Source organism: Paenibacillus sp. J31P13 (genome assembly GCF_056269295.1).
Genome location: NZ_JBWDNR010000004.1, coordinates 451,740 through 475,470, shown reverse-complemented (window position 1 = coordinate 475,470; position 23,731 = coordinate 451,740). Strand labels below are relative to the sequence as shown.

The 23,731-nt window shown below is 41.2% G+C and carries 23 protein-coding genes and 1 pseudogene; 19 read left to right on the top strand and 5 right to left on the bottom strand.

Annotation, left to right across the window (positions count from 1 at the left end; genetic code table 11):
- The first annotated feature begins 7 nt into the window (after positions 1-7).
- The 5 genes from AC0YOD_RS16375 (at position 8) to AC0YOD_RS16355 (ending at position 4,139) form a co-directional block, all read left to right on the top strand.
- A complete protein-coding gene (locus tag AC0YOD_RS16375) occupies positions 8-886 on the top strand; it encodes an ROK family protein (protein WP_475800393.1) in 879 nt (292 codons plus the stop codon).
- A gap of 27 nt (positions 887-913) precedes the next feature.
- Positions 914-1,768 carry a MurR/RpiR family transcriptional regulator gene (locus tag AC0YOD_RS16370; protein WP_475800392.1) on the top strand — a complete coding sequence of 285 codons (855 nt, stop codon included), beginning with the start codon at positions 914-916 and terminating at the stop codon, positions 1,766-1,768.
- A 25-nt stretch (positions 1,769-1,793) separates the two neighbouring features.
- A complete protein-coding gene (locus tag AC0YOD_RS16365) occupies positions 1,794-2,276 on the top strand; it encodes a NanQ anomerase/TabA/YiaL family protein (protein WP_475800391.1) in 483 nt (160 codons plus the stop codon).
- A gap of 157 nt (positions 2,277-2,433) precedes the next feature.
- Positions 2,434-3,528, top strand: a complete 1,095-nt coding sequence (locus AC0YOD_RS16360; protein ID WP_475800390.1) for a glycosyltransferase family 2 protein — start codon at positions 2,434-2,436, stop codon at positions 3,526-3,528.
- Positions 3,525-4,139, top strand: coding sequence for a glycerol-3-phosphate acyltransferase (locus tag AC0YOD_RS16355; protein ID WP_475800389.1), 615 nt, complete (start codon positions 3,525-3,527; stop codon positions 4,137-4,139). Before AC0YOD_RS16360 ends, AC0YOD_RS16355 begins: the two co-directional genes overlap by 4 nt.
- Positions 4,140-4,141: 2 nt before the next feature.
- Here AC0YOD_RS16355 and AC0YOD_RS16350 read toward each other — a convergent pair whose 3' ends face one another.
- On the bottom strand, positions 4,142-4,678 hold the full coding sequence (locus AC0YOD_RS16350) for an NADPH-dependent FMN reductase (protein WP_475800388.1): 537 nt from the start codon (positions 4,676-4,678) through the stop codon (positions 4,142-4,144).
- A gap of 240 nt (positions 4,679-4,918) precedes the next feature.
- On the opposite strand from AC0YOD_RS16350, the gene AC0YOD_RS16345 reads away from it, so the two are divergent.
- The 6 genes from AC0YOD_RS16345 to AC0YOD_RS16320 all read left to right on the top strand — a co-directional run bounded on the left by AC0YOD_RS16345 (position 4,919) and on the right by AC0YOD_RS16320 (position 10,439).
- Positions 4,919-6,070 (top strand): amino acid deaminase/aldolase, encoded by a 1,152-nt coding sequence (locus AC0YOD_RS16345; protein ID WP_475800387.1) that lies wholly within the window; start codon positions 4,919-4,921, stop codon positions 6,068-6,070.
- A complete protein-coding gene (locus AC0YOD_RS16340; protein WP_475800386.1) occupies positions 6,058-7,386 on the top strand; it encodes a D-arabinono-1,4-lactone oxidase in 1,329 nt (442 codons plus the stop codon). Before AC0YOD_RS16345 ends, AC0YOD_RS16340 begins: the two co-directional genes overlap by 13 nt.
- Before the next feature lie 179 nt (positions 7,387-7,565).
- A complete protein-coding gene (locus tag AC0YOD_RS16335) occupies positions 7,566-8,264 on the top strand; it encodes a response regulator transcription factor (RefSeq protein ID WP_475800385.1) in 699 nt (232 codons plus the stop codon).
- Positions 8,257-9,354 (top strand): sensor histidine kinase, encoded by a 1,098-nt coding sequence (locus AC0YOD_RS16330; RefSeq protein WP_475800384.1) that lies wholly within the window; start codon positions 8,257-8,259, stop codon positions 9,352-9,354. The genes AC0YOD_RS16335 and AC0YOD_RS16330 overlap by 8 nt, the downstream gene beginning before the upstream one ends.
- Positions 9,355-9,443: 89 nt before the next feature.
- Positions 9,444-9,905 (top strand): hypothetical protein, encoded by a 462-nt coding sequence (locus tag AC0YOD_RS16325; RefSeq protein ID WP_475800383.1) that lies wholly within the window; start codon positions 9,444-9,446, stop codon positions 9,903-9,905.
- A 39-nt stretch (positions 9,906-9,944) separates the two neighbouring features.
- Positions 9,945-10,439, top strand: coding sequence for a VanZ family protein (locus AC0YOD_RS16320; protein WP_475800382.1), 495 nt, complete (start codon positions 9,945-9,947; stop codon positions 10,437-10,439).
- Positions 10,440-10,529: 90 nt separating this feature from the next.
- On the opposite strand, the gene AC0YOD_RS16315 is transcribed toward AC0YOD_RS16320, so the two are convergent.
- A complete protein-coding gene (locus tag AC0YOD_RS16315; protein WP_475800381.1) occupies positions 10,530-11,573 on the bottom strand; it encodes an NADH:flavin oxidoreductase/NADH oxidase in 1,044 nt (347 codons plus the stop codon).
- A gap of 323 nt (positions 11,574-11,896) precedes the next feature.
- Here AC0YOD_RS16315 and AC0YOD_RS16310 point away from each other — a divergent pair, with 323 nt between their 5' ends.
- Positions 11,897-12,739, top strand: coding sequence for an AraC family transcriptional regulator (locus AC0YOD_RS16310; protein ID WP_475800380.1), 843 nt, complete (start codon positions 11,897-11,899; stop codon positions 12,737-12,739).
- Positions 12,740-12,828: 89 nt separating this feature from the next.
- Here the strand turns inward: AC0YOD_RS16310 and AC0YOD_RS16305 are convergent, their stop codons facing one another.
- Both AC0YOD_RS16305 and AC0YOD_RS16300 read right to left on the bottom strand, forming a co-directional pair.
- Positions 12,829-14,352, bottom strand: coding sequence for a DHA2 family efflux MFS transporter permease subunit (locus AC0YOD_RS16305; RefSeq protein ID WP_475800379.1), 1,524 nt, complete (start codon positions 14,350-14,352; stop codon positions 12,829-12,831).
- 1 nt (position 14,353) lies between these two features.
- Positions 14,354-14,890 (bottom strand): helix-turn-helix transcriptional regulator, encoded by a 537-nt coding sequence (locus AC0YOD_RS16300; protein ID WP_475800378.1) that lies wholly within the window; start codon positions 14,888-14,890, stop codon positions 14,354-14,356.
- 220 nt (positions 14,891-15,110) lie between these two features.
- Here AC0YOD_RS16300 and AC0YOD_RS16295 point away from each other — a divergent pair, with 220 nt between their 5' ends.
- Positions 15,111-15,458 carry a zinc ribbon domain-containing protein YjdM gene (locus tag AC0YOD_RS16295; protein ID WP_475800377.1) on the top strand — a complete coding sequence of 116 codons (348 nt, stop codon included), beginning with the start codon at positions 15,111-15,113 and terminating at the stop codon, positions 15,456-15,458.
- A gap of 58 nt (positions 15,459-15,516) precedes the next feature.
- Here AC0YOD_RS16295 and AC0YOD_RS16290 read toward each other — a convergent pair whose 3' ends face one another.
- Positions 15,517-16,647: an acyltransferase gene (locus AC0YOD_RS16290; RefSeq protein WP_475800376.1), complete on the bottom strand. Its 1,131-nt coding sequence runs from the start codon at positions 16,645-16,647 to the stop codon at positions 15,517-15,519.
- A gap of 295 nt (positions 16,648-16,942) precedes the next feature.
- Between AC0YOD_RS16290 and AC0YOD_RS16285 the strand changes: the two genes are divergently transcribed.
- From AC0YOD_RS16285 to AC0YOD_RS16260, 6 genes and pseudogenes are all read left to right on the top strand, one after another.
- The gene (locus tag AC0YOD_RS16285; RefSeq protein WP_475800375.1) at positions 16,943-18,808 is read left to right on the top strand and encodes a family 20 glycosylhydrolase; all 1,866 of its coding nucleotides are present in this window, start codon (positions 16,943-16,945) and stop codon (positions 18,806-18,808) included.
- Positions 18,809-18,904: 96 nt separating this feature from the next.
- Positions 18,905-19,846, top strand: a complete 942-nt coding sequence (locus tag AC0YOD_RS16280) for an ABC transporter permease (protein ID WP_475800374.1) — start codon at positions 18,905-18,907, stop codon at positions 19,844-19,846.
- A 15-nt stretch (positions 19,847-19,861) separates the two neighbouring features.
- The gene (locus tag AC0YOD_RS16275) at positions 19,862-20,749 is read left to right on the top strand and encodes a carbohydrate ABC transporter permease (protein WP_475800373.1); all 888 of its coding nucleotides are present in this window, start codon (positions 19,862-19,864) and stop codon (positions 20,747-20,749) included.
- A gap of 73 nt (positions 20,750-20,822) precedes the next feature.
- Entirely contained in the window at positions 20,823-22,412 is a 1,590-nt protein-coding gene (locus tag AC0YOD_RS16270) for an extracellular solute-binding protein (RefSeq protein ID WP_475800372.1), read from the top strand.
- A 57-nt stretch (positions 22,413-22,469) separates the two neighbouring features.
- A pseudogene (locus AC0YOD_RS16265) lies at positions 22,470-22,646 on the top strand (MarR family transcriptional regulator); the annotation flags it as partial.
- A complete protein-coding gene (locus AC0YOD_RS16260; RefSeq protein ID WP_475800549.1) occupies positions 22,623-23,612 on the top strand; it encodes an ROK family protein in 990 nt (329 codons plus the stop codon). The pseudogene AC0YOD_RS16265 and the gene AC0YOD_RS16260, both read left to right, overlap by 24 nt.
- The last annotated feature ends 119 nt before the right edge of the window (positions 23,613-23,731 follow it).

Below are 23,731 nucleotides of genomic sequence, written 5' to 3'. Positions count from 1 at the left end.
TATGGGCATGAAAATTTTAGCAGCGGATATCGGCGGGACTAATACAAAAATTGGTTTATGCGATGAACAAGGAAATATTAATCAATTCAAGGAATACGCAACCGAAGCGCATCTTGGCGGCCCTCATCTCATGGAGCGATTGCTCCATCAGATGAGTGCCTATGTCGATTTTGATGCTGTTGCCATTAGTACAGCTGGACAAGTGAATGCAGATGAGGGCTATATTCTTTATGCAAATGAGAACATTCCCCATTATACAGGCATGAGAATTAAAGCGATGGTGGAGCAGCGATTCCATAAGCCTGTTAAGGTAGAGAATGATGTGAATGCAGCCGCACTCGGTGAAGCTTACTTTGGTGCAGCCAAAGCATTTAAAGATTTCTTATGTCTGACATTTGGTACAGGAATAGGTGGAGCCATCGTCATAAATGGTCAAATATATCGTGGCGCAAATGGATCTGCAGCTGAATTTGGGCATATCTTTACGCATCCGCTGCCCGCAATAAATGAAGGAACAAGACATCCTTACTATGAAACCTATGCTTCTACGACAGCTCTGATCCGAAAGGCCCAAGAAAAGGATGCTGAAATTGTAGACGGGAAGATTTTTTTTGATAGAATAAGGATAGGAAACGATGAATTAAACCAAATTTTACATGCGTGGACTTCGGAGGTATCGATTGGCCTCGCCTCGCTCATTCATATATTCAATCCTGCCGCCATTATTGTCGGTGGAGGGGTAATGGAGCAAGATGATCTCGTTCGTAGAGTGGAGAAGCAAACAAAAGATTTGATTATGACAAGCTTTTCTAACGTAGCCATTCTCAAGGCTTCTCTAGGGAATAAAGCCGGTTTACTAGGTGCGGCATCATTATTTTTACGCTGAACGTATTGGATTAAAGGAGGTGACAGGTTGCGCGCAATCAATATATTCACAACGATTCATTCGAAGTACAACAACTTAACAAATACGGAGAAAAAAGTAGCAGACTATGTCCTAGAGCATTCAGCAGAAGTTGTATACATGTCCATAACCGATCTCGCAGATAGTTGCGGGGTAGGTGAATCCAGTGTTTTTCGATTTTGCAGATCTTTGAGCTATAAGGGATATCAGGATTTCAAAATAGCGCTGGCACATAGCATCACGGTAGAGAACGAAATTCCGCAGCTTACGGACAAAGTACTCATGAATGATACGATAGACCAGGTATCCTCCAAAGTACTCTCATCCAATATTAGCGCATTAAACGAAACGTATAATTTAATCGATAACGAGAAGATGGATCAAGCCATCAATCATTTGCTTCAAGCGGATAAAGTCATATTTTTTGGCGTTGGTTCTTCATTAATGACTGCTATGGAAGCCAAAATTAAATTTATGCGGATTACGAACAAAACAGAATGTACCATCGATTCTCATCTTCAGATGATGTCGGCGGCGTTAATGACGAAACGAGATGTCGCCGTAATTATTTCGTATTCGGGGTCCACTAAGGATACGATCGAAGTAGCAAAAAAAGCAAAAGAATGCGGTGCTACTGTCATTTCCATTACCAGATTCGTAAAGTCGCCTCTTACCTCTTATTCCGATCTTACATTGCTGTGCGGTGCAAATGAAGGGCCGCTGCAAGGCGGTTCATTATCTGCGAAGATATCACAGCTCTACTTGCTTGATGTTTTGTATGTTGAATATTTCAAGAGATCCTATGAGGATTCGATAAGGAATAAAGAAAGTACAGCTGAGTCGGTTACTGTAAAATTGCTTTAAATCATTGTAGCTGGGGGAATAAGTTATGATTTTAGGTTCTATGTCGTCATGGGAAGCGCAAAGTAAATATGAAAATCCAGTTATCGCAGAAGCAATGAAGGAACTTCAAAAAATACTGAAAAATAATCCCTCTGCAGGAAAAGTCGAGATCAATGGTGATAAGATGTATGTTTCGATTTTGGAATTTGACGCCAAGTCGTCAGAGGATCATCTTGCTGAGAAACATGAATCCTATATTGATCTCCAATATGTAATGGAGGGAGAAGAGACGATTGGATGGTCTTCGCTGAGAGAAGATGTAGGACCTACTAAAGCTTATGACAGCGAGCAAGACTATGCACTGTATGAGCCGTCGGAGGACGAGATATTGCTTCAGCTGAAGCCGAATATGTTCGTCGTCTTTTTCCCCAATGATATTCACAGACCCGGCATGGGACAGCAGTCGACAAAAATTAAAAAAGCAGTAGTGAAGATTCACATGAGTCTGCTAGATCAGCATCAGCAGTAATCCCAATCATTTAGAGCTCCAGGCCATCGAACATGGCTTGGAGCTCTATTTATTTCTATGAAGGACAAGGTGACTAATCATGATCGTTCGTCTTTTGAATCGAAAATAATATACGCCTATCCTTCATATATATAGAAATAAGAAGGGGGATCGGTATATGTGGATGATTATTTTTATGCTAGTCGGATGTCTCTCCGGCTTTTTTCTATTCAGAAAAAATACATTGGCTGTTGCTCATGAGCCCTATCAAGGCTTATACAAACTTTCCGTCATTATTCCTGCTCGAAATGAAGAGTGTAATTTGCCGCATCTTCTCCAATCCCTTCAGGCGCAAACGGTTCAACCCTTCGAAATTATTGTTGTGGATGATTTCTCCAATGATCGGACCAAAGAAATAGCTGAGAGCTATGGAGTGAAAGTAATTGCCAACAGCAGCTTGCCAGAAGGTTGGACTGGTAAGAGCTGGGCGGTATGGAATGGATACTTACAAGCCTCTGGCGATATCTTTGCCTTTCTAGATGCTGATATCAGACTAGCTCCTAATGGACTGGCGTCGTTATTGAGGGCAAGAGAACAGTCCAAGGGTGCTATTTCAGTTGTTCCTTTTCATCATACGGAAAAGCTTTATGAAAGGCTCGCAATGATCTTGAATATGTTGGGCATATTCGCGTTTACATCCATTTTTGAAAGGAAAAATCCTCGGAAAGGTCTATACGGCTCCTGCATACTAGCGTTAAGAGAGGACTATGAAAAAATAAATGGTCATGAAAGCATCAAATCCGAGGTGCTGGATGATTTATTTCTAGGCTCGAGATTTGTTGCGGCTGGAGTGCCAGTTACTAATTTTATCGGGTATGGCCTAGTCTCCTTTCGCATGTACCCGCAAGGCATCCGAAGTGAAGTTGAGGGCTTTAGTAAAGGAGCTGTATTAAGCACCTCGACGCTCAGCCTGTGGACGATCATTCCTATCGCCATTTGGGTGATAGGACTCCTTGCATCAGAAACCGTGTTTATTTTTGCGAATACTTCATGGGCCTTGCCCTTGTTAATCGGTTACTTCATGTACATGTTTCAATTGTTTTATTTTATTAAGTATGTTGGTGTTTTTGGATTTTTAATTCCTGTTCTGCACATACTCGCGTCTCTATTTTTCATTGTTGTCATGCTGTATTCCATGTTTCAGGTGACTTTTCTAGGGCATGTCAGCTGGAAAGGCAGGCATGTCCGAGTAGGGGGCAAACGGGACCAATGATCATTCTGTTGACTGTTGGCTTATTTCTGTCTGGTTCGCTCATGTTTTCATACTGGCTGGGTCTAGCGGGCAAAAAAAATTTAAAGAACGTTGGTGACGGAAATCCGGGAGCCTTGAATTTATGGAAGTCATCCGGATATAAGTTTGGTATCGCGGGTGTTTTGTTGGATTTTTTAAAAGGGTATCTTCCTTTACTATGGGTTATTGGCAGCGGCTACGATCGGGGTTATCTCCTTGTTCCGCTTGCTCTAGCTCCTGTTGCAGGGCATGCCTTCTCCCCCTTCTTGAAAGGAAGGGGAGGCAAGGCAATTGCAGTTACTTTCGGGATATGGAGTGCGTTGACGTCGTTCGAGGCTTCTTTGGCCTATGCCGTCATTTTAGCGTTGATGATGGCTTGGGACCGTTTCATTCTTAAAAGCAGGACGAAATCGACGGAGTCGGATGGCTTGCAGGTAGTAAGCGGCATGCTGCTCTTGTTCGTCTATTTGTATATGGGGTCGTTCTCTGCCGCTATCCTATGGATTTGGTTTGGAAATGTTGTGGTTTTAGTCTATACCCACAGATTAGAAATGGCTGCTTTGTTAAAAAGGAAGTTGAAGCGAGGATCATAAAGTCAAGCCTGTTCAAGGGCATGAAGCACGTTTAATAGCTCCCGTTCTAGCTCGCTATTCGTAATCACACCTTCTTGATTCAGCTTCAAAGAGATGTGCGGGATGATCAAGGTTCCTCCCTCTACAATTTTGGCATTAATCATGTTAAGGGTAAGCAGAAGGGAGGCATGTGCTTTATCACCGCCCATCGGAGTGGGCGAGGCACTGATAACTGCCGTAGGCTTATTCATAAATGCGGTTGTAGACACAAGCCAATCCAATGCATTTTTCAATACGCCAGGGACGCCATTTCCGTACTCTGGTGTACATATAAGTACCGCATCTGCCTCTATAAGCTGTTTCCGTAGATCACTAACCGAAGCGGGTCCTTCGTCTCTGTCATGATCAGGATTAAAATGAGGAAGGTCACCCAACCCATTATAAATCGAAAATATCATATTTTTCGGTGCTAAATCGATAATGGCGTTCATTAATGCGGTATTGGACGATTTCTGACGAAGGCTCCCCGAGATAGCCAAAACTTTCATTTCCTTACTCATTCCCTATCATCTCAATTCTTCTATGATTATAAAAAAATACTTTATTGGGTTTAGCAGTTATTTCATTTTAGCATAAGAAGAAAACTCTTTCGCGTGACTGTAAATGGCTTCACTTGAATAATAGAGGATTCTAATAGAGAACGAAGAATATGATGTAAAAAAGATCCAAGTAAAACATAGAATGGAGAATGGCTTATTCAGCTCCCTCAATATGAGCAATATAAGAGGATTTTCTCGCAGGTGGCAAAGCCCTTTGCATATGTGAATCTTGATTTATTGGATGCGAATAGTCGAACCATTGCGATGGCGGCAGGTGATAAAAAGCTGCGTGTCGCAAGCAAATCCATACGATCCCTTGAGGTTCTTCGTCGAATTATGTATTCGGATGACGTTTTTCAAGGCGTAATGTGTTATACGGTGCGCGAGGCTGCTTTTTTACTTAAACAGGGGTTCAATGACTTGCTTATTGGTTATCCAGCATGGGATAAACATGATATTACTGCTCTCTTACAAGCGGCAGATGCTGAGGGTCGTATCGTTGTTTTTATGGTTGATTCTATTCAGCATGTTCAGCATATGGAGCAGCTTGCAGCAGCAAACGGCATACAGGCGTTGGTATGCCTCGACATAGATATGTCTGCGGATTACCCCGGTCTTCATTTTGGCATATGGAGATCACCGATTGCCTCATGGGCTCAGGCTAAGCCGGTTGTCGAACGGATTATACAATCGAAGTGGCTAAAGCTTGACGGTGTAATGGGCTATGAGGCGCAAATCGCAGGGGTTACGGATCAGGTTTCAGGCAAGTGGTTAAAAAATAGAATCATCCGCCAGTTGAAGCTTCGGTCTATTCGGGAAGTGGCAAAGAGACGCGCGGAAGTGATGCAAGGCATTCATGCACTAGGCGTAGAGCTGCGATTTGTAAATGCCGGCGGAACCGGCAGCTTGGATAGCTCCAAACGGGAGCCCGATGTAACAGAAATTACGGTCGGCTCAGGCTTTTATTCTCCAGCTCTCTTTGATCATTATGCTGGATTTCGTTATTTGCCTGCGGCGGGGTATGCAGTAGAGATTGTCCGAAAACCAAGAGCAGATATCGTAACCTGCTTGGGAGGGGGTTACTCGGCCTCGGGTGCCGCTGGCGTCGATAAATTGCCCCAGCCTTATTTGCCTGAGGGGATGAAGCTGCTCCCGCTAGAAGGGGCGGGCGAGGTGCAAACGCCGCTTCGATGTCCAAGCGGTTTGGAGCTCGCGCTAGGGGATCCAATCTTTTTCCGTCATGCCAAGGCAGGGGAATTATGTGAGCGCTTTAGCAAGCTGTATGCAATATCGGGTGATAGCATTGTTGGTGAGTACTTTACATACCGCGGAGAAGGGGAATGCTTCCTATGAGCGAGAATCGGAAGAGCTGGACAAATTGGTCTGGATCAGTCGTTGCCGCTCCTGAGCTTATTAAGTATCCCAAAACGATAGATGAGGTCGTACAGATTGTTCGCAACGAATGTATGGCAAAGGGACGATATTTACGTGTAGTAGGATCAGCACATTCCTTCACACCGGTGGCTGCGTCAGATCAGGTGCTCGTATCATTAGATGAATTACAAGGCATTGTTAGTGTTGACGGCGCTGGACAGACAGCCGTTGTATGGGCGGGAACGAAGCTAAGATTATTGGGTGAACTGCTGCATGCAGAAGGACTGGCACAAGAAAACCTCGGCGATATTGATGTCCAGTCGATTGCGGGCGCAATTAGCACGGGCACCCATGGCTCTGGCGTTCGCTTAGGAAGTATCGCTACACAGGTGATTGGAATAACGGTTGTAAATGGCTTAGGGGAAGTGATGACATGTTCGCTGGAATCTCATCCTGATTTATTTAAAGCGTTGCAGGTTTCATTAGGATCACTTGGTGTTATTGTTCAGGTAAAGCTGCGATTAAGAAAGGCCTATGTACTCTCTTATGAAAGTAGACGAATGCCTTTATCGGATTGTTTGACGCAATTGCCGAGATTTATAGAGGATAATCGGCATTTTGAGTTTTTTTGGTTCCCTTATGCGGAGACTTGTCAGGTTAAGCTGCTGAATGAGGCGGATCATCCTATACCGACGAATAAAGTGCTTGAATATATCAATGACAAACTAATTGAAAATACGTTTTTTGGTCTATTATCTGGTATTTGCAGAGTAATCCCCGCAGCCAGTTCTACGATAAGTCGATTAAGCGCATCAAGTGTCCCCGTAATGACAAAAGCTAATTATAGCCACCGGATATTTGCGACAGAGAGAACCGTTCGTTTTTATGAAATGGAATATAGCTTGCCGAAAGAGGCAATGACATCGGTAATCCGTGAAATGCGAGAGGCGATGGAGCGGGAGAAGTTTCATGTTCATTTTCCAATAGAATGCCGCTATGTGGCTGCCGATGATATTTGGCTCAGTCCTGCCTATGAGCGAGATTCTGCTTATATTGCCGTCCATATGTACCGAGGTATGCCATATAAACGTTATTTTGAAGTGATGGAGCAAATTTTCCTTCGCTATGAAGGCAGACCTCATTGGGGCAAAATGCACACACTCAAAGCAGCTCATTTAAAGAAGCGTTATCCGATGTGGCAGAGCTTCGCAAATATAAGAGCGCAAATGGACCCTGATCATATTTTCTTAAGTCCTTATATGCAGGAGCTGCTGGTTGCTGATAAAGAGCAGTAGAGAGCCATTAACCCGATCAACCATTTCATTACTATGAGGCGATATTAAACCATATAGGATTATCAAATACTTAACGTTGTATCATCTATTTTTGGAAGAGCTGTAAGCCTCGAGTGGATAGTTTAGGAGTGGTGTAGGTATAATGAATTATCGGTTATTACATTTAGGAGTGATTTAGAATGAAACGTATTACGATATTGGTAGCAGATGACGAAGCAGAAATAGCTGACTTGATTGAAATGCACTTAACGAAAGAAGGATATCATATAATCAAAGCATTTAATGGAAAAGAAGCGATTCAAGCCATTCAGTCCCAAACGATAGACTTGGCGATTCTTGATATTATGATGCCAGAGCTGGATGGATACGAGGTTACTCGCCAAATTCGGGAGCAGCATCATATGCCAATCATTTTCCTGAGTGCGAAAACATCTGACCTCGATAAAATTACAGGACTCGTAATGGGGGCGGATGATTATATGACCAAGCCCTTTAACCCTATGGAATTGGTCGCTCGTGTAAATTCCCAGCTGCGTCGTTCCTTGCAATTTAATCAAACAGCTCATTCCAATAAGTCTGTGCTAGATGCGGGTGGATTGACGATTTACTTGGATCAGCATGCGGTTACTCTTTATGGAGAGACGATCGAGCTGACACCAAAGGAGTTTGATATTTTATATTTGCTTGCCAGTCATCCGAAGAAGGTCTTTAATGTGGAAAATATTTTCCGCCAAGTATGGGGAGAAGCTTACTACGAAAGTGATACAAATACAGTCATGGTGCATATTCGTACGCTTCGCAAAAAGCTTGGAGAAGATAAGAGCAAAAATAATTTCATCAAAACCATTTGGGGTGTGGGGTATACATTCAATGGATAAAATAATGAAAAGCTTTCGGACTAGAATGATATTGTTGCTGGGGTTAAGCATGCTAATGTCCGGCATCATTACCTTTGGCGTCTATAAGGCTCTTCAGCTGTATTATCGTAACCATGTTAAATTTGAGAATCCATTAACCCCCATTCGATATTTCATGAGGGATGTCGGCGATATTAACTCCTTCTTGGTTATCTTTATCCCACTCGCCATTCTTTTTTTCTTTTTACTGACCAAGCCCTATGCCACCTACTTTCATACCATCTCCAAGGGGATTCATCATCTAGCCAATGGGGATTTTAAGAATAGGGTATACATTTCGTCGAATGATGAGTTTAGAACGATCGCAGAGGAGCTTAATATAGCCAGTGAAAAGCTGCAAGAGGCTGTGGAAAAGGGAGAGTTTGCAGAGAGCAGCAAGGATCAATTAGTTGTGAATTTGGCTCATGACTTGCGTACACCGCTTACTTCCGTGCTGGGCTATTTAGATTGGATTTTGAAGGATGATCAATTGACTGATGAGCAAATTCGACATTATACAACGATTGCCTACACCAAGTCCCAACGGTTAGAGAAGCTTATTGATGGACTGTTTGAAATAACCAGAATGAATAATGGCATGCTGCCCGTTGAAAAAGCACAAATTGATATCAGTGAGCTCCTGATCCAATTAAATGAAGAGCTGTATCCTGTGTTTGAGAAAAATAATGTGAAAGCAAGATTGAATATTACGCCTAATCTATTCATTTTTGGGGATGGAGAGCTGCTGGCGCGCGTGTTCGAGAATCTATTGACCAATGCGATTCGCTACGGAAAAGATGGTCAATTTGTAGATATTAATTGCAGTCTTAATAAGGGAAATGTCGTGGTTCAGGTTATTAATTACGGCGTACATATTTCTCCGGAGGAATTGCCTCATATTTTTGATATGTATTATACGGGTGATCGCGCACGAACACAGCAGGAGGGGGGCACAGGCCTCGGCTTGTTTATCGCAAAAAATATTGTCGAGCAGCATCATGGGACGATTTTCGTTGAAAGCAATGCGGTTCGTACACAATTTGAAGTGCAGCTGCCGCATGAAGCCGACTAATTTAAGAAAAATTTTATAATTGACCCCCTTTTATTTAAACAGTTGCCCTTATCCTTAGTAGTAATTGAGGGATAGAGGAGTAGCTGTAAATGAAAAAGTGGGTCTTTTTTTTGATCATTCTTGCGCTGTTATGGGTTGCAAATCAGGGTATGCAGCTGGACAGCGGGATTAGAAAGGAAGATCATGTTGTACAACGTGTGACTATTGCTGATACCCGTGCTATAGAGATTGCAAAAGATCAGGTTTATCAAGGTCAATTAGTGAATAAGGAAAATCGTATCCAAGCGAGCAGTATGAAATATGAGCCCCAAGATTTCAGCTATGTGGGTCAGCCTCACCTCACAATCATGAAGGAACACCATTTTACATTGAAAGAATATCTCGGTTATCTGAAAAAACATGGAGCAGCTTCAATTGTTATTGAAGGTAAAAAGTATGATGTTATGTATTATCCTATCTCCCAGAATACAACCATTTATGTGCCGGCGGATCGTCATTATGAGATATCAGGGAATAACATGGATGGCGTCATTGTTACGATATATAAGTAAAAAAAATAGAAATCAATAGGAACGAGGAGAGGAGCTCTTTTGAAATATACACTAACCTTGAAGAAGCTGCTGTTAGCAGCAAGTTTTATCGTTTATTTATATTTATTAATCAGGTTGATATTATTTAAAATGGGTTCCGTTAATATACCCTATCTCATCCAACAGCTTCAGCGTACGCTGCAAGATCCTGATCGAATCTTTAACCGACAAGGGAATTACATTCCTTTTAAGGAGATCAATAGAGGCATCCAAGACCTATCGATTTCGAACCCATTTGCAATAAAAAATGTGGCTGGCAATATAATAGCCTTCATTCCATTAGGTATATTGGTACCTACGCTATTCAAACAAAAGGCATCATCATCTATAACCGTATTTTTTTACTCGTTTTTGCTTAGTTTAAGCTTCGAGGTTACACAGCTGCTGCTGTATATTGGAACATTTGATGTGGATGATCTTATTTTAAATACATCAGGCGGGATGATTGGTTACGGGATCTTCCGACTGTTAACTATATTTCATGGTAATAGGTAAAGAGAAAAGGAGGCGCTAAGCGCCTCCTAGTCAAATGATAAACTTGTTTGTTTTAAGAAATGACACTGAGCCATTCTATATGGTTATCACTTAAATGCCTCTTTTATAGGGAGTCGGCGGCTCGACCTTCCTAGTCACGGTCTTGATTGCATGAAGTGCCCAGTAAGGATCATTCAGCATACCGCGTCCAACTGCCACAAGATCAGCGTCTACATTTGCGATCGTGGCTTCTGCAAGATGCGGATCATCTAATTTACCTACTGCAATAACAGGTACTTCTAATGCTTGTTTGAACGCGCGAGCAAAAGGAACCTGATATCCGGGGTGATTGGCAGGCTTTAATTTCCCTGGAGGAGCCTCGCCGCCGGAGGAAATGTGGAAGATGTCCACTCCTGCTTCTTTATAGCGCTTTGCTATCTGAATGGCATGCTCCAGATCATACCCGCCATCCATATATTCAATCGCCGAAATTCTCATGATAAGAGGCATATCCGCTGGCATCACGCTGCGAGCCGCTTGAATGACCTCAACTCCGAATTGAGATAGATCTTGTCCATACTCATCGGTCCGATTATTAATGCCAGGAGAATGAAACTGATGAATTAAATAACCATGAGCACCATGCAGCTCAATCGTATCAAAACCAGCTTCGACTGCTCTTCTAATTGCATCTTTGAATTTAACGACCATTGCTTTTGTTTCCGCAGTGGAAAGTGCTCGCGGCAATCGTAATTCACCATTTGTCGATTCTTCGGTTAGAGCAAATTCAGAAATATTAGATGCGCCAACGGGCTGTACAGCATCCTCAGCTTTACGGCCAGCATGAGCAATTTGAATACCAATCTTCGATCCGTATTTATGGACCTCTGATATAATTCGCTTATAAGCAGGAATCTGATCATCCGACCATAATCCCAAATCCTTATTCGTAATCCGGCCATCTGGTTCGACATCGGTCATTTCCATAATAATGAGACCTGCTCCGCCTACGGCTCTAGATACATAATGAACATAATGCCATTCATTTGGTGTTCCATCCTCGGCATCAACAGAGTACTGACACATTGGGGGCATTACAATTCGGTTTTTGAGACTTAGGCTCTTAAAGGTAAACGGTGAATCTATATTAGCCATTCGCTACAACTCCTTATCTGTTTGCGATTTGCAGTTTATAATGAAGCTTAAAGAGGTGATAATGAAGCAGCTCGTTTCATTATCTGCTCTTTCATTCTTCTCCGACTTCTCTGAAAGTATGAATATACAGAGATCCGGACGTGACATTAGGTAAAGAATCCGGTGAAATCCTATAACAAAATGTAAGTTAATAATAAAAGTTATTCCATGTGAATACAATGAGATATCTTGCTTTCTTTTATAAAAATGTTATTTATCTTGCTCTTGGCATATGTTAAACAAGCAGCCATTTAGTTGTTGAATATAAGAAGAAGGTGATCGTCATGAGCAAAGCAGGAGCGGACCATTCTCCCAAGCTCGTTTATATCGGCAAGATAAACGGAAGTCCGGGCTGGAAATTCCCAAGCCACTCGCATGAAAATTTGAGCCAGATGATTTATATTTCAGAGGGTGAAGGCCTGATAAGGATGGATGGGCAGCCGTATGTAGTCAAACAAGGCGATTTATTAATTTATAATCAAAGCGTTATTCATGAAGAATGCTCGTCTCCCATTTGCCCGTTAAATACATATTATTGCGGAGTGGCTAACATAAATTTTGAAGGATTATGCGACAATTATATTATTCCAGCAGGGGCAATGCCGCAAATAAAAACAAAAGAGTATGCGGATAAAATCAATACTATTTTTTCATTTATGTATGAAGAATCCGTTAATCAAGACCAAGGGTATGAGCTGATCTGCAAGAGCTTACTGGTTACGCTGCTTGCACTCATACAACGACTCGTTCAAGTGGATGAAGAAACGCCCAAAAATGATCCGGACGCGTTAGCGCTGCTCATCAAAGATTTTTTGGACCAAAATTATTTAAAGCATATTCACTTAAAGGACATTGCTGATGGGCTTCATATGAATGCTTATTATCTCTCGCATGTCTTTAGGAAAAAGTATAAGGATTCACCAATAAATTATATGTTGTACAGAAGGATGGGAGAGGCAAAACGTCTGCTTCTTAATACGAATATGAAGGTAGGGGAGATTGCTCATTTCTTGGGTTATGAGAATGCGAACTATTTCACCATTCTTTTTACGAAAACAATGGGGGAGTCGCCTACACAGTATAAGAAAAGAGAAAGTGGAGAACGAGTAAACGTAATTGAACCATAATTCAAAGGAAAAAGGGCCGTTTCGGCGTCAAGATTGACGCTGAAGCGGTCCCTTCCTTTTGTCAAAAATGCTGAACTCCATTACTAAGGCTACATATGTGTAGCGCTAGATGGTTGTTTCTTTGTGGAGCTAAGACGACTTGCTCCTACAAACATTGCCGTAATCAAGCCAAGAACACCTACATAAATGCTGAGTGTAAATCCGTGATTAATGGCTGTTCCCAGTGCATCTTGAAGAAATTTTCGAATCTGAGGGTCCATTTGACCGCCAGCGTGCATGAGGAGCTCTGGATTAGCTAATGTATTGATTTTATCAGCAGGGATACCGACTTTATCAGCCCCCTTGGTTATTAAGGTATGCAGGTTGTTATTTACGATCGTAGCCATAATAGTAGCACCCATTATACCGCCAATGTTGCGCCAGAAGCCGACAATGGAAGAGCTGACGCCCATATATTTGGGATCAACATTTGCAACGATAGAGCTTTGCGCAACGCTCATTAGAGGACCCACCGCGCCAAGACCAAGTAAAATCATAAGTGCGATCATATACCCGTTGGAAGCCTCAGGGCTAACAAATGAAAGCAGGGTTGCTACAATAATGGTCATCAGCATGGTGAACAGCATTAGTGTACGGAAGGCGAATTTAGATTGCAGAAAGCCGAATAGAATGGCCCCAGCGATTAAAGAAGCCATCATAGGGGTTAGTATACCGTTAGAGTTGGAGTGTCCCAGTACCCCGACAGTAAAACTTGGCAGATAAGTAATGGCTGAGAACATAATGACGCCTTGGCAGAAGCAGAGGATACTCGTTCCCAAAACCATCTTGTTCTTGAAAATAGTAAGCGGCAGTACGGGCTCGGTTGCTCGCAGCTCAACTAGAATAAATACGATGCCGATTACAGCGGCTATAGCGAATAAGCTAATTTCCTGCCATGAACTCCAAGCATACGTTTTGCCGCCCCATTCAAGGGCAAGCATTAATGAAACGGTTGTGATGATAAGGAATAACGTTCCGAGAAAATCAATTTTTGGTTTAAGCTCAGAGCGCGTTTCCTTTAGAGCAAACATCAACACAACCATGGAAGCTATACCGATGGGGACATTAATATAAAAATTCCATCGCCAGCCCAAATGTTCAGCAATAAAACTGCCTAGCTGCGGACCCGCAACTGATGAAAGACCAAAGATAGCTCCGAATACACCAGACATTTTCGCTGCGTCCTTAGGGTCTTTAAATATCGTATAAATAATGGTGAAGCTGATGGGAAACAGTGAGCCAGAGCCAATTCCTTGAATGACGCGAAACCAAATGAGTTGATCCGCGTTCTGGGCAATGCCGCATAGCGCAGACCCGATAAGGAATAAGCCAATTCCGATCATATAGAACAGCTTTCTGCCGAACAGATCAGACATTTTTCCAAAAACGAGCATTGTACTTGTAGCAGCTAGCATATAAGCTGTAAATACCCAGCTTACTTTATCAAAAATGTTGAAGTCCTCGCTAATTTTGTTAATACATGAAGCCACAATTGTATTGTCCAAAGATGCCATCAATAACCCGAGTGCCATAGCGAGGATGATAAGCTTTTGATTTGAACCGGATTTAGCCATTCTAAATCTCTCCTTTAGCTTCTAATTGCTCCATACGTTCGATTCCTTCCTGGATGCTTTCCAGCTTAGCACTATATTCCTTAATTCCAATTTCAATGCATATCATATGTCCTGGCATCATGCTATCTTTATAAATGGCATATTTCTCTGTTAACTCATCTAGTTGTTTTTGAGTATGTGCTTGCCCTTGCTTCAGCCAGCCGATTACTAATTCATTACTGACATAATGGCCAAAATAAAGCCTCGTTAAAAAATCTGACTTGATGCTGTCACTTTCCATAGGACTATACAAATACTCTTTAAAGCGACTTATTCCTTCCTCAGTAATGGTAAATACATTTTTATTAGGCTTGCCATCTTGCAGCACAACCTCCTTCGTTATCAAAGTCTCCTTTTCCATCCGATGAAGCATAGGATAAATCGTTCCGTAGCTGGAGCTGCAGAAATAGGAGAAGATATCCTCAAATAATTGTTTAATCTCATAGCCGGATAATGGACGTTTCATAAGCATACCTAGAATGACATCTTGACTGTTCAAAAAGCTGCCTCCTTATATCTAGTTGTAAAGTGTCTCGAACTAGCAACATATACTTTTTATGGTAATATTACGTTTTTTAATATATCACCTCAATATATAACGTGTCAATATATGTTAATCAAATATATGCATGTAGTAGATTCATGACCGATAATCCAATATACTTGTAAGGCAACTTCAAGGAGAGCGCTTTAAAATAATGAATGGAGGACATGAAACGATGTCTAGCTTACCAAACTGCCCTGCATGCAATTCCGAATACACTTACGAAGATGGGAACCTGTTGGTTTGTCCAGAATGTGCGCATGAGTGGTCTCTAGAAACAGAGAGCGCAAATAGTAATGACCAACGGATTATTAAGGACGCAAATGGAAATATATTAAACGATGGTGATTCTGTTACCGTTATTAAAGACCTAAAAGTAAAAGGCAGCTCGCTGGTCATTAAAATAGGTACAAAAGTCAAAAATATACGTTTGATTGACGGCGATCATGATATTGATTGTAAAATTGATAGCTTCGGAGCTATGAAATTGAAATCTGAATTTGTGAAAAAGATACTGTCTTAAGGTCAAAAAAAGCCCCTTCAACCATGGTTTGGCTGAAGGGGCAACACTATTTAAAAAGTTATCGTTTCAGTGAGATCGGTCCGAATAGAATCCAATGTCCCTTTACTTTCCCAGCCAATGTAACAATAATCCACGAGCCAAGGAGTGCAAGGATAAAGCCTCCGGCAATCCAAACCCCGTAGATGAGAGGCTCTTCGCTTACTTTCATCATTCTGTAATATCTCAACAGCAAGGGATGGATCAAGTAGATGCCAAAGGATGCGTTGCCTAGATGGAGGAGTGTTTTTTTCAGAAACGCAAGACGGGTACCTTTGATCCAGAGTGCCAATTGAATGAGTAGAAGGCATGAAACTGTAATGTACAATTCATTTTTGAGCTCAATGAACCAAAGATCGGTTATGACTATCTTTTCTTGCGCCTTGCGTATAGCGTACATGACGTTAAAGGCACTGAAAATCGCGCAAAGACTGATCAAAGCGATCCGCAAAGTCACGCTTTTACGGTTACGCTCCCCATATTGCTGAACCTCCGTATAATGGAGACCCATATATGCCCCGATACAAAAGTACAAGCTGTACGCGAAGAATCCGCTCGTCACATACTTAATTCCCATGTCCTTCGCATTCAGCATATATAGCCATTGTACGACCAGACCCGCCATAATCAGCCATTTTACCGTCTTCGGCCATTTCCGCAGAATGTACCATATAAGCGGAAACAACAAGTAGCACTGTATGATAATAAAAATGAAGTACATATGCGCATACGTTTTGCCAATGGCTAGTTTAACAAAGAAGTTCCAAGTTAGAAAATACGATGTAAATTGTTCGATGCTCGAAAACCCATATCTGGAATAGATAATAACCGCGTAGTAGATCAGCGAAAAAATAAGAAAAGGCAATAATAGCTTTGTGATGCGTTTCATATAGAATGTTTTAACCGTTTCTAGGTTAAATGGTTTGTCTTTGTAATTGTAGAAAAGCGTCAGACCACTGATCAAAATGAAGAGAGGAACAGCGAATCTTGATAGGTTATTGAGCGTTGCTAAAATCGTGAAAAGCATCGAATGCGGATCATATGTAACGACAGCAGAAGATGTTGAATGAATCATAATAACCGCTAGGATACCGAATGCGCGCAGTATCTCAAGCTCAGTTAAGTAGGGTTTCTTTATGGTTGGTTGAGACATATAAGCTCCTTATAATGATGTTTGTAATTGATGTGGAATTTGTATAAAAATTGACTATGAGAAAGTATAACATAGCTATACGTTTAGGAGCACCGATTTATGTCCATAGAACGTATACGGCATCATTAGTTTTCCAAAAACATCTCAAAATAAGACAAGAAATGAGCTAAAAATTAATTAATAAGGACACTGTACAAAATAAATAAATTTTGATACAATAATCGCAATCCAATAAATTACATTATAGCTATCGATATAAGGAGTGGATTGCGTGCACTTACATTTGAGTGGTGATATGAGTGAGAACCTTATTAAAGGGGCTCATATTTTACAAAAGGTATTGAATTTTCACCTTCATGAAACAGGCATTCACGTACAAGTGAACAAGAGGGCAGGAACACTAGAAGCGGGCTATGATGAAGGACAAGGATTCATTTATTACGAGCAGCCCATTCACTTCTATCGAGCTCTTGGATTGTTTATAGAAAATGCACAAATAAGTAAACGCTTCCATGTCATTGAAAACCCTCAATTCGACAATGCTGGTGCTATGTTCGATGTATCGCGTAATAGCGTTCTTAAAGTAGATAGCATTAAGCAATTCATTCGAATGATGGCGACAATGGGTTTGAATACGTTCATGCTCTACACCGAGGATACATTTACGCTAAGCAATCAAGCTTATTTTGGCTACATGCGTGGAAGATATACGCTAGAAGAGTTAAAAGAATGTGACGATTACGCAGATATCTTTGGGGTTGAAATGATTCCATGCATCCAAACACTAGCTCATTTAACCCAAGCATTAAAATGGAAATATGCCGACAACATCAAGGATACAGATGATATATTGCTTATTGGCGAGGAAGCCACCTATCAGTTTATTGAAGAAATGATTACATCGGCTACGGCACCATTTCGAAGCAAAAGAATTCATATTGGGATGGATGAAGCGCATCAGCTTGGTTTAGGCAAATATTTAGATCGTCATGGCTATAAGAAACGGTTCGATCTTATGAATGATCATTTAAGCCAGGTTCTTGCAATCACCTCTAAATATGAGTTAAAGCCGATGATTTGGAGTGATATGTACTTCAGGCTAGGATCGGAATCGGGTCAGTATTATGATCCGAATGTGCTTATCCCGCAAGATGTGATTGCGAGCATGCCGAGCGATGTTCAATTTATATATTGGGATTATTACCATGTTGAAGAAGAATTCTATCAGGACTATATAAATCGGCATAAGAGCTTTGGTTCAGATCCTATTTTTGCTGGGGGCATATGGACCTGGACAGGAATCGTACCGAATTACGGAAAAACCTTTCGGTCGACAAATGCCGGGCTAATGGCTTGTAAGAAAGAAGGCGTTAAGGAAGTCTTTGCAACGATGTGGGGAGACAACGGAGCCGAGGGCAATCCCTTCTCTGGAATCTTGGGTCTGCAGCTGTATGCCGAGCATACATATGCTGCTGAAGTGACTGAAGAGAAATTGAAGTCGCGGTTTCAGTTCTGTACCGAGGGTGATTTCGAAGGATTTATGAATGTGAAGTATCTAGATGAAACGCCTGGAACAACAAAGGATAATTTAAATGAAGCTAATCCCTCCCGCTATTTATTATGGCAGGATGTGTTGCTAGGATTGTTTGATCATCATGTGCAACAGCATGATTTGGCTATGCATTATGCAAGCTGGGAACTAGAAATGATTGAATATTCACGCAATAGCGGTCCGTGGTCCCTCTTATTTCTAGTTTACGAGAAGTTAAGTAAGGTGCTTCGAATGAAATGCGACTTAGGCGTAAGGATTAAAGCTAGCTATGATTCAGGGGACAAGGAGCAGTTGAGATGGATTAAAGACCAGGTAATGAAAGAACTGATAGCAAGCATTACTGAATTAAGGGATGCACATCGAGCCCAATGGTTTGAAACGAATAAACCCTTCGGCTGGGAAGTCATAGATATGCGGTATGGTGGTTTACTGGCGCGTATGGATACGGCCATCAGTCGGATAAACGAATACTTAAACGGCAATATTCAAGAGATTGAAGAGCTGCAAGATAGGAAGCTTCCTTTTGACGCTTTTTATGGCTGGGAAGCTGGATCACTGGGTCATTGTAATTTGTATCATCGGATGGTATCGCCGGGATCATTATTATAAGGATAATCAATTGATAAGGACAATGTATTTATTAAAAGAGGGAATCGATTTTTGATTAGCAAAATGAGGGTGGGGGATGGCATGCGCAATGGGGTTATGAGAACTTCAAGTTATACCGTAAAAAAATCGAGAATGACAGTTATTACAGGCGAGCTCGTAAAAAATAAATGGTTATATATAATGTTTCTGCCTGTCCTTGTTTGGTTTGCTTTATTTGCTTATTGGCCGATGTACGGATTAGTCATAGCCTTCCAAAAGTACAATGTTGTCAAAGGAATATCAGGCAGTGACTGGGTGGGGCTGAAATATTTTAATCAATTTTTTAATGATCCCTATTTCTTTCGATTAATGCGAAACACGCTGCTTATGAATATTTACAGCTTAATATTTGGGTTCCCACTCCCCATTATCCTTGCCCTTTGTTTCAATGAAATCAAAAATATGACCTTCAAAAAAGTATCGCAAACCATTAGTTACTTACCTCATTTTATTTCAACGGTTGTTGTATGTGGTATGGCCCTAACCTTTCTCTCCCCTAGCGTGGGAATCGTGAACATTCTATTGAACAAATTCGGCATCGAGAGCATTTACTTCTTCCAAAATCCAGATTATTTCCGCTCCATCTATGTGTTTCTTGGTATTTGGCAAGGAGCCGGCTTTGCAGCCATTATCTATATTGCAGCATTGTCGGGAATCAGCCCTGAATTGTACGAGGCTGCTAAAATCGATGGAGCCAATCGATGGAATCAGCTTTGGTACATAACCCTTCCGAGCCTTGTGCCTACTATTATCATCATGCTGCTGCTGAATTTGGGTGGAATGCTGAATACCGACTTTACAAAAATCATTCTCCTGTATAATCCGACGATCTATGAAACAGCCGATGTCCTTAATACTTATGTGTATCGAAAAGGATTAGTGGATACCAATTACAGCTACGCTACTGCGGTAGGTTTGTTTCAAGGCGTTATTGGATTCATTCTCGTATACGGTGCGAATTTCTTGAGTCGAAAAGTAAGCAAAACATCTCTGTGGTAAAGGAGCGGAAAGAGGATGGCAGTAGGTAAAAAGAAAATAGAAAAGGGAGATTTACTCTTCGCTGCGCTTGTTTATGCATTTATCATTGCGGTATGTATCGTAACGCTTTATCCGTTTCTGTTTATTTTCAGCATTTCAATCAGTGATACGGAAAACGTGATGCGGAACGAAGTATTTCTTCTGCCAAAGGGGTTCAATACAGCTGCCTTTGAGACTGTACTTAGCTATAAAGGTATTATGGTTGCGTATGGCAATACGATTTTCTATACCGTTGTCGGCACCATACTCAGTCTCTTATTGACAGCATTAGCGGCATATCCCCTATCGCGGACGGACTGGAAGTTTCGGAATATAGCGACTGTCTTCCTTGTCATTACACTCTGGTTTGGCGGCGGAATCATACCCTTTTATTTGGTTATGAAAAATATGCATCTTTTAGACAGCAGGCTTTCTATTCTTTTGTATGCAGCTATATCAACCTTCTACATTATAATCGTTCGGTCATATTTTGAAAGCTTGCCCAGGGAACTCGAGGAATCTGCCAAAATTGATGGTGCCAATGATTTACGAATCTTTTTTCAAATTATTTTACCATTATCCAAACCGGTTCTAGCTGCTATTGGGCTTTATTATGCAATCGGCAAATGGAACTCCTTTTTCTGGGAGATGATCTTGCTCAATAACGAGAAGCTGCTGCCTGTGCAGGCGGTGCTCGTCCGAATTATTCGCGACAGCTCTTTCGATCGAGAGATGGAGAAGGCTCTTGTGCAAAATGCAGCGGTGCTGCCGATTACCATCCAATATGCAGCTATTATTATTACTTCGCTGCCCATCATTGCGATTTATCCATTCCTGCAAAAGTATTTTGTTAAGGGGGTGATGATCGGCGCAGTGAAAAGCTAGCTGATTATCAGGTTTTGGAAGAGCTGAAAACGGAATGGGCTGTATAATAACAATTTTATTGGGGGTTTTGGAAATGGTGAAAAATTTAAAGTGGAATGCGTTGATTGTCCTCCTATTAATCCTATCCTTATTGATTTCAGCGTGTAGTAGCAATACTGCAGGCAACAGCTCATCAACAGATAAAGAAGAGGGCAGCTCCTCCAAACCGGTGAAGCTTTCCGTCTTCATTGCAAGCCGGGCATCAGATGCCTTGTATACGAATGAAACATTAATATGGAAAGAGCTTGGAAAAAGATTGAATATTGAATTTGAATTTATTACAGGCGATACAAAAACGATGACTGAGAAGTTTCCTATTATGGTATCATCAGGCGAATACCCGGATATCATTTCAGGCAGAACGCGTGATTTTAATAAATTCGGGCAGCAGGGTGCATTTATAGCACTCAATGATTACATGAAAGACGCGCCAAATCTTCAAAAATACTTGATGGATAACCAAGAAGCCAAAACACAAGCCATGGGTGTTGACGGCAGTATTTATTCTATTCCGATGTTGTCTGCTGTTCAAACATCTGAAGGACCACTAGTCCGTCAGGATTGGCTCGATCGCTTGCAATTAGCAGTGCCGGAAACAATAGATGATTGGTATAATGTGTTAACGGCATTTAAAGAAAAAGATGCAAACGGCAACGGAGATCCCAATGATGAAATTCCTTTTGCAACAACAGGTGCACCCGATACGTATTACTTGAATTTTGCAGATGCATGGGGTATTGATTTGAATGCAGATGGACGCTGGTTCGAGGCAAATGGTAAAATGGAGTATTCTCCTATCGATCCAAGAGCCAAAGAATTTTTAACAACAATGAATAAATGGTACAGTGAAGGCTTACTGGATAAAGAGATGTTATCCAGACAGGAAAAAGATTATACGACGATGATTTTTAACGATAAGGTTGGCTCCACCAACCACTGGATTGGTTATGTTGCCGCTTTTAACGCCAGACCAGAGGCTGCACAAATCAAAGGCTTTAATTATCAAGTTACGCCTCCACCAGTATTAAACAAAGGGGATAAAGCGCTAACGAGCAGACAACAACTCATTACTGTGCCCTGGGCATGGGCAATTAGCAGCAAAAATAAACATATAGAAGCTACGATGAAGCTGTTTGATTATGTTTATAGCGATGAAGGGCAACTTCTCTTAAACTTTGGTGTAGAGGGCGACACATACACGAAACAAGCAGATGGTTCAATCCAATATACAGATAAAATCACCAAAAATGGGGATGGAAGTGCAAAAGCGCTTCATCGTATCGGAGCACAGGCGCTAATTGGATTCCGTCAGGATCCACTATACGAGAAGGCTTCATGTGTCAGTGAAGATGCATGTAAGCAATTGTTTAACTACGTGGATAATGATTATTTTAGAGATCCAATCCCTTCATTGAAATACACAGATGAAGAAGCAGAAAAGTTTAATGAAATTTCCACGCAGCTTAATACGTATGTAGATGAAATGATCAGTAAATTTATTATCGGGCAAGAACCGTTAAGTAAATTTGATAGCTATGTCGCTACGGTAAAATCGATGCAGTTTGATGAATTAGAAAAAATTCAAAACAAGGGCTTGGAAAATTACAAGCAGCTATTGAAATAATTGACGTAATGGAAGGGATATTCTTCGGAGGAATCGTTTCCCTGGAAAGGTTGTTCCATGAAACATGTAAGAGGTAATTTGTATTTAATGAAAGAGATCAATCGTTCTACGATTTTAAGTATGCTGCATCGTGAGAAGAGCCTGTCCCGTGCAGAAATTGCTCAAAGGACGAAATTGAGCGCCACGACGATATCATCCTTGGTTGACGAATTGATTGACGAGGGCTTTATTATTGAATCAGGTGAGAAGTCCTCATCGGGAGCGGGCCGCAGAGCTATTTCACTTGAAATAAGCAGACGCAAGGGCTTCGTTGTTTCTGCGGGACTTGGAAATCGGACCTTTTATTTCACCTTATCCAATTTCCACGGTGAGGTTATTGCAGACTTGAAAAAGCCTGCAATGACAGGTAACGCCAACGTACTTCAATGCATTCATACAAGTATTGAAGAGCTTGCCGAAAAGGCAAAACTGCAGGATATATCATTGATTAAAGGAATTGGCATCGCATCTCCCGGTATCGTGGATGAGAACAATGGGATGATTGAGTATTCCAATTATCTTAGCTTGAAAAACTTCGATATTGTGAAGCAATTGCAAGCATCCTATCCGATACCGATTCATGTCATGAATGATACGAATGCGGCTGCTTTTGCAGAATATTATTTGTTTACAAGTCCGGAAATAAAAAATGTGCTCTATGTATGGATTTATGATGGTGTTGGCGCGGGGCTTATTATTAATGGTCAGATTATTTCAGGCTATAAAGGCAGCGCGGGAGAAGTAACGTATATGAAAGACAATATGTTTAACGAAATGTCTGTATTAAAGCATGCACAAATAAGGGCTGCTAAGTACGACAGCGGGGTTGTTTTTAATGAAATTGGGGATGTCTTGGAAGCCTATGAGAACGGGGTACCTTGGCTAGAAAGCTTAATGAATCGAACTATTCTATTAATGGCAAAGGCGGTTTCTGCCATGATTCATTTAGTTGGGCCAGAGCAAATTATTTTAGATGGCTGGTTCATGAACTCACCTAAATGTATGGGGCAAATTCATGAGCGCTTAAAGCAATTAAATATTCAGGGTCATCATGAGGTTGATCGAGTGACAACTGCAAAATTAGGCGAAAAAAATTATGTTATCGGTGCGACTACATTAATTTTGCATGACTTATTTAAAGAAAAGGTACAATTAAATTAATCATGAAATATAAATAAATGACAGGGTGCCTGATTTAGGCGCCCTGTTATTTTTATTTCAATCGATAAGAACTATGAAACACTGGAATTAAGGTTCTTTCATCATTTATTTTGATTCTT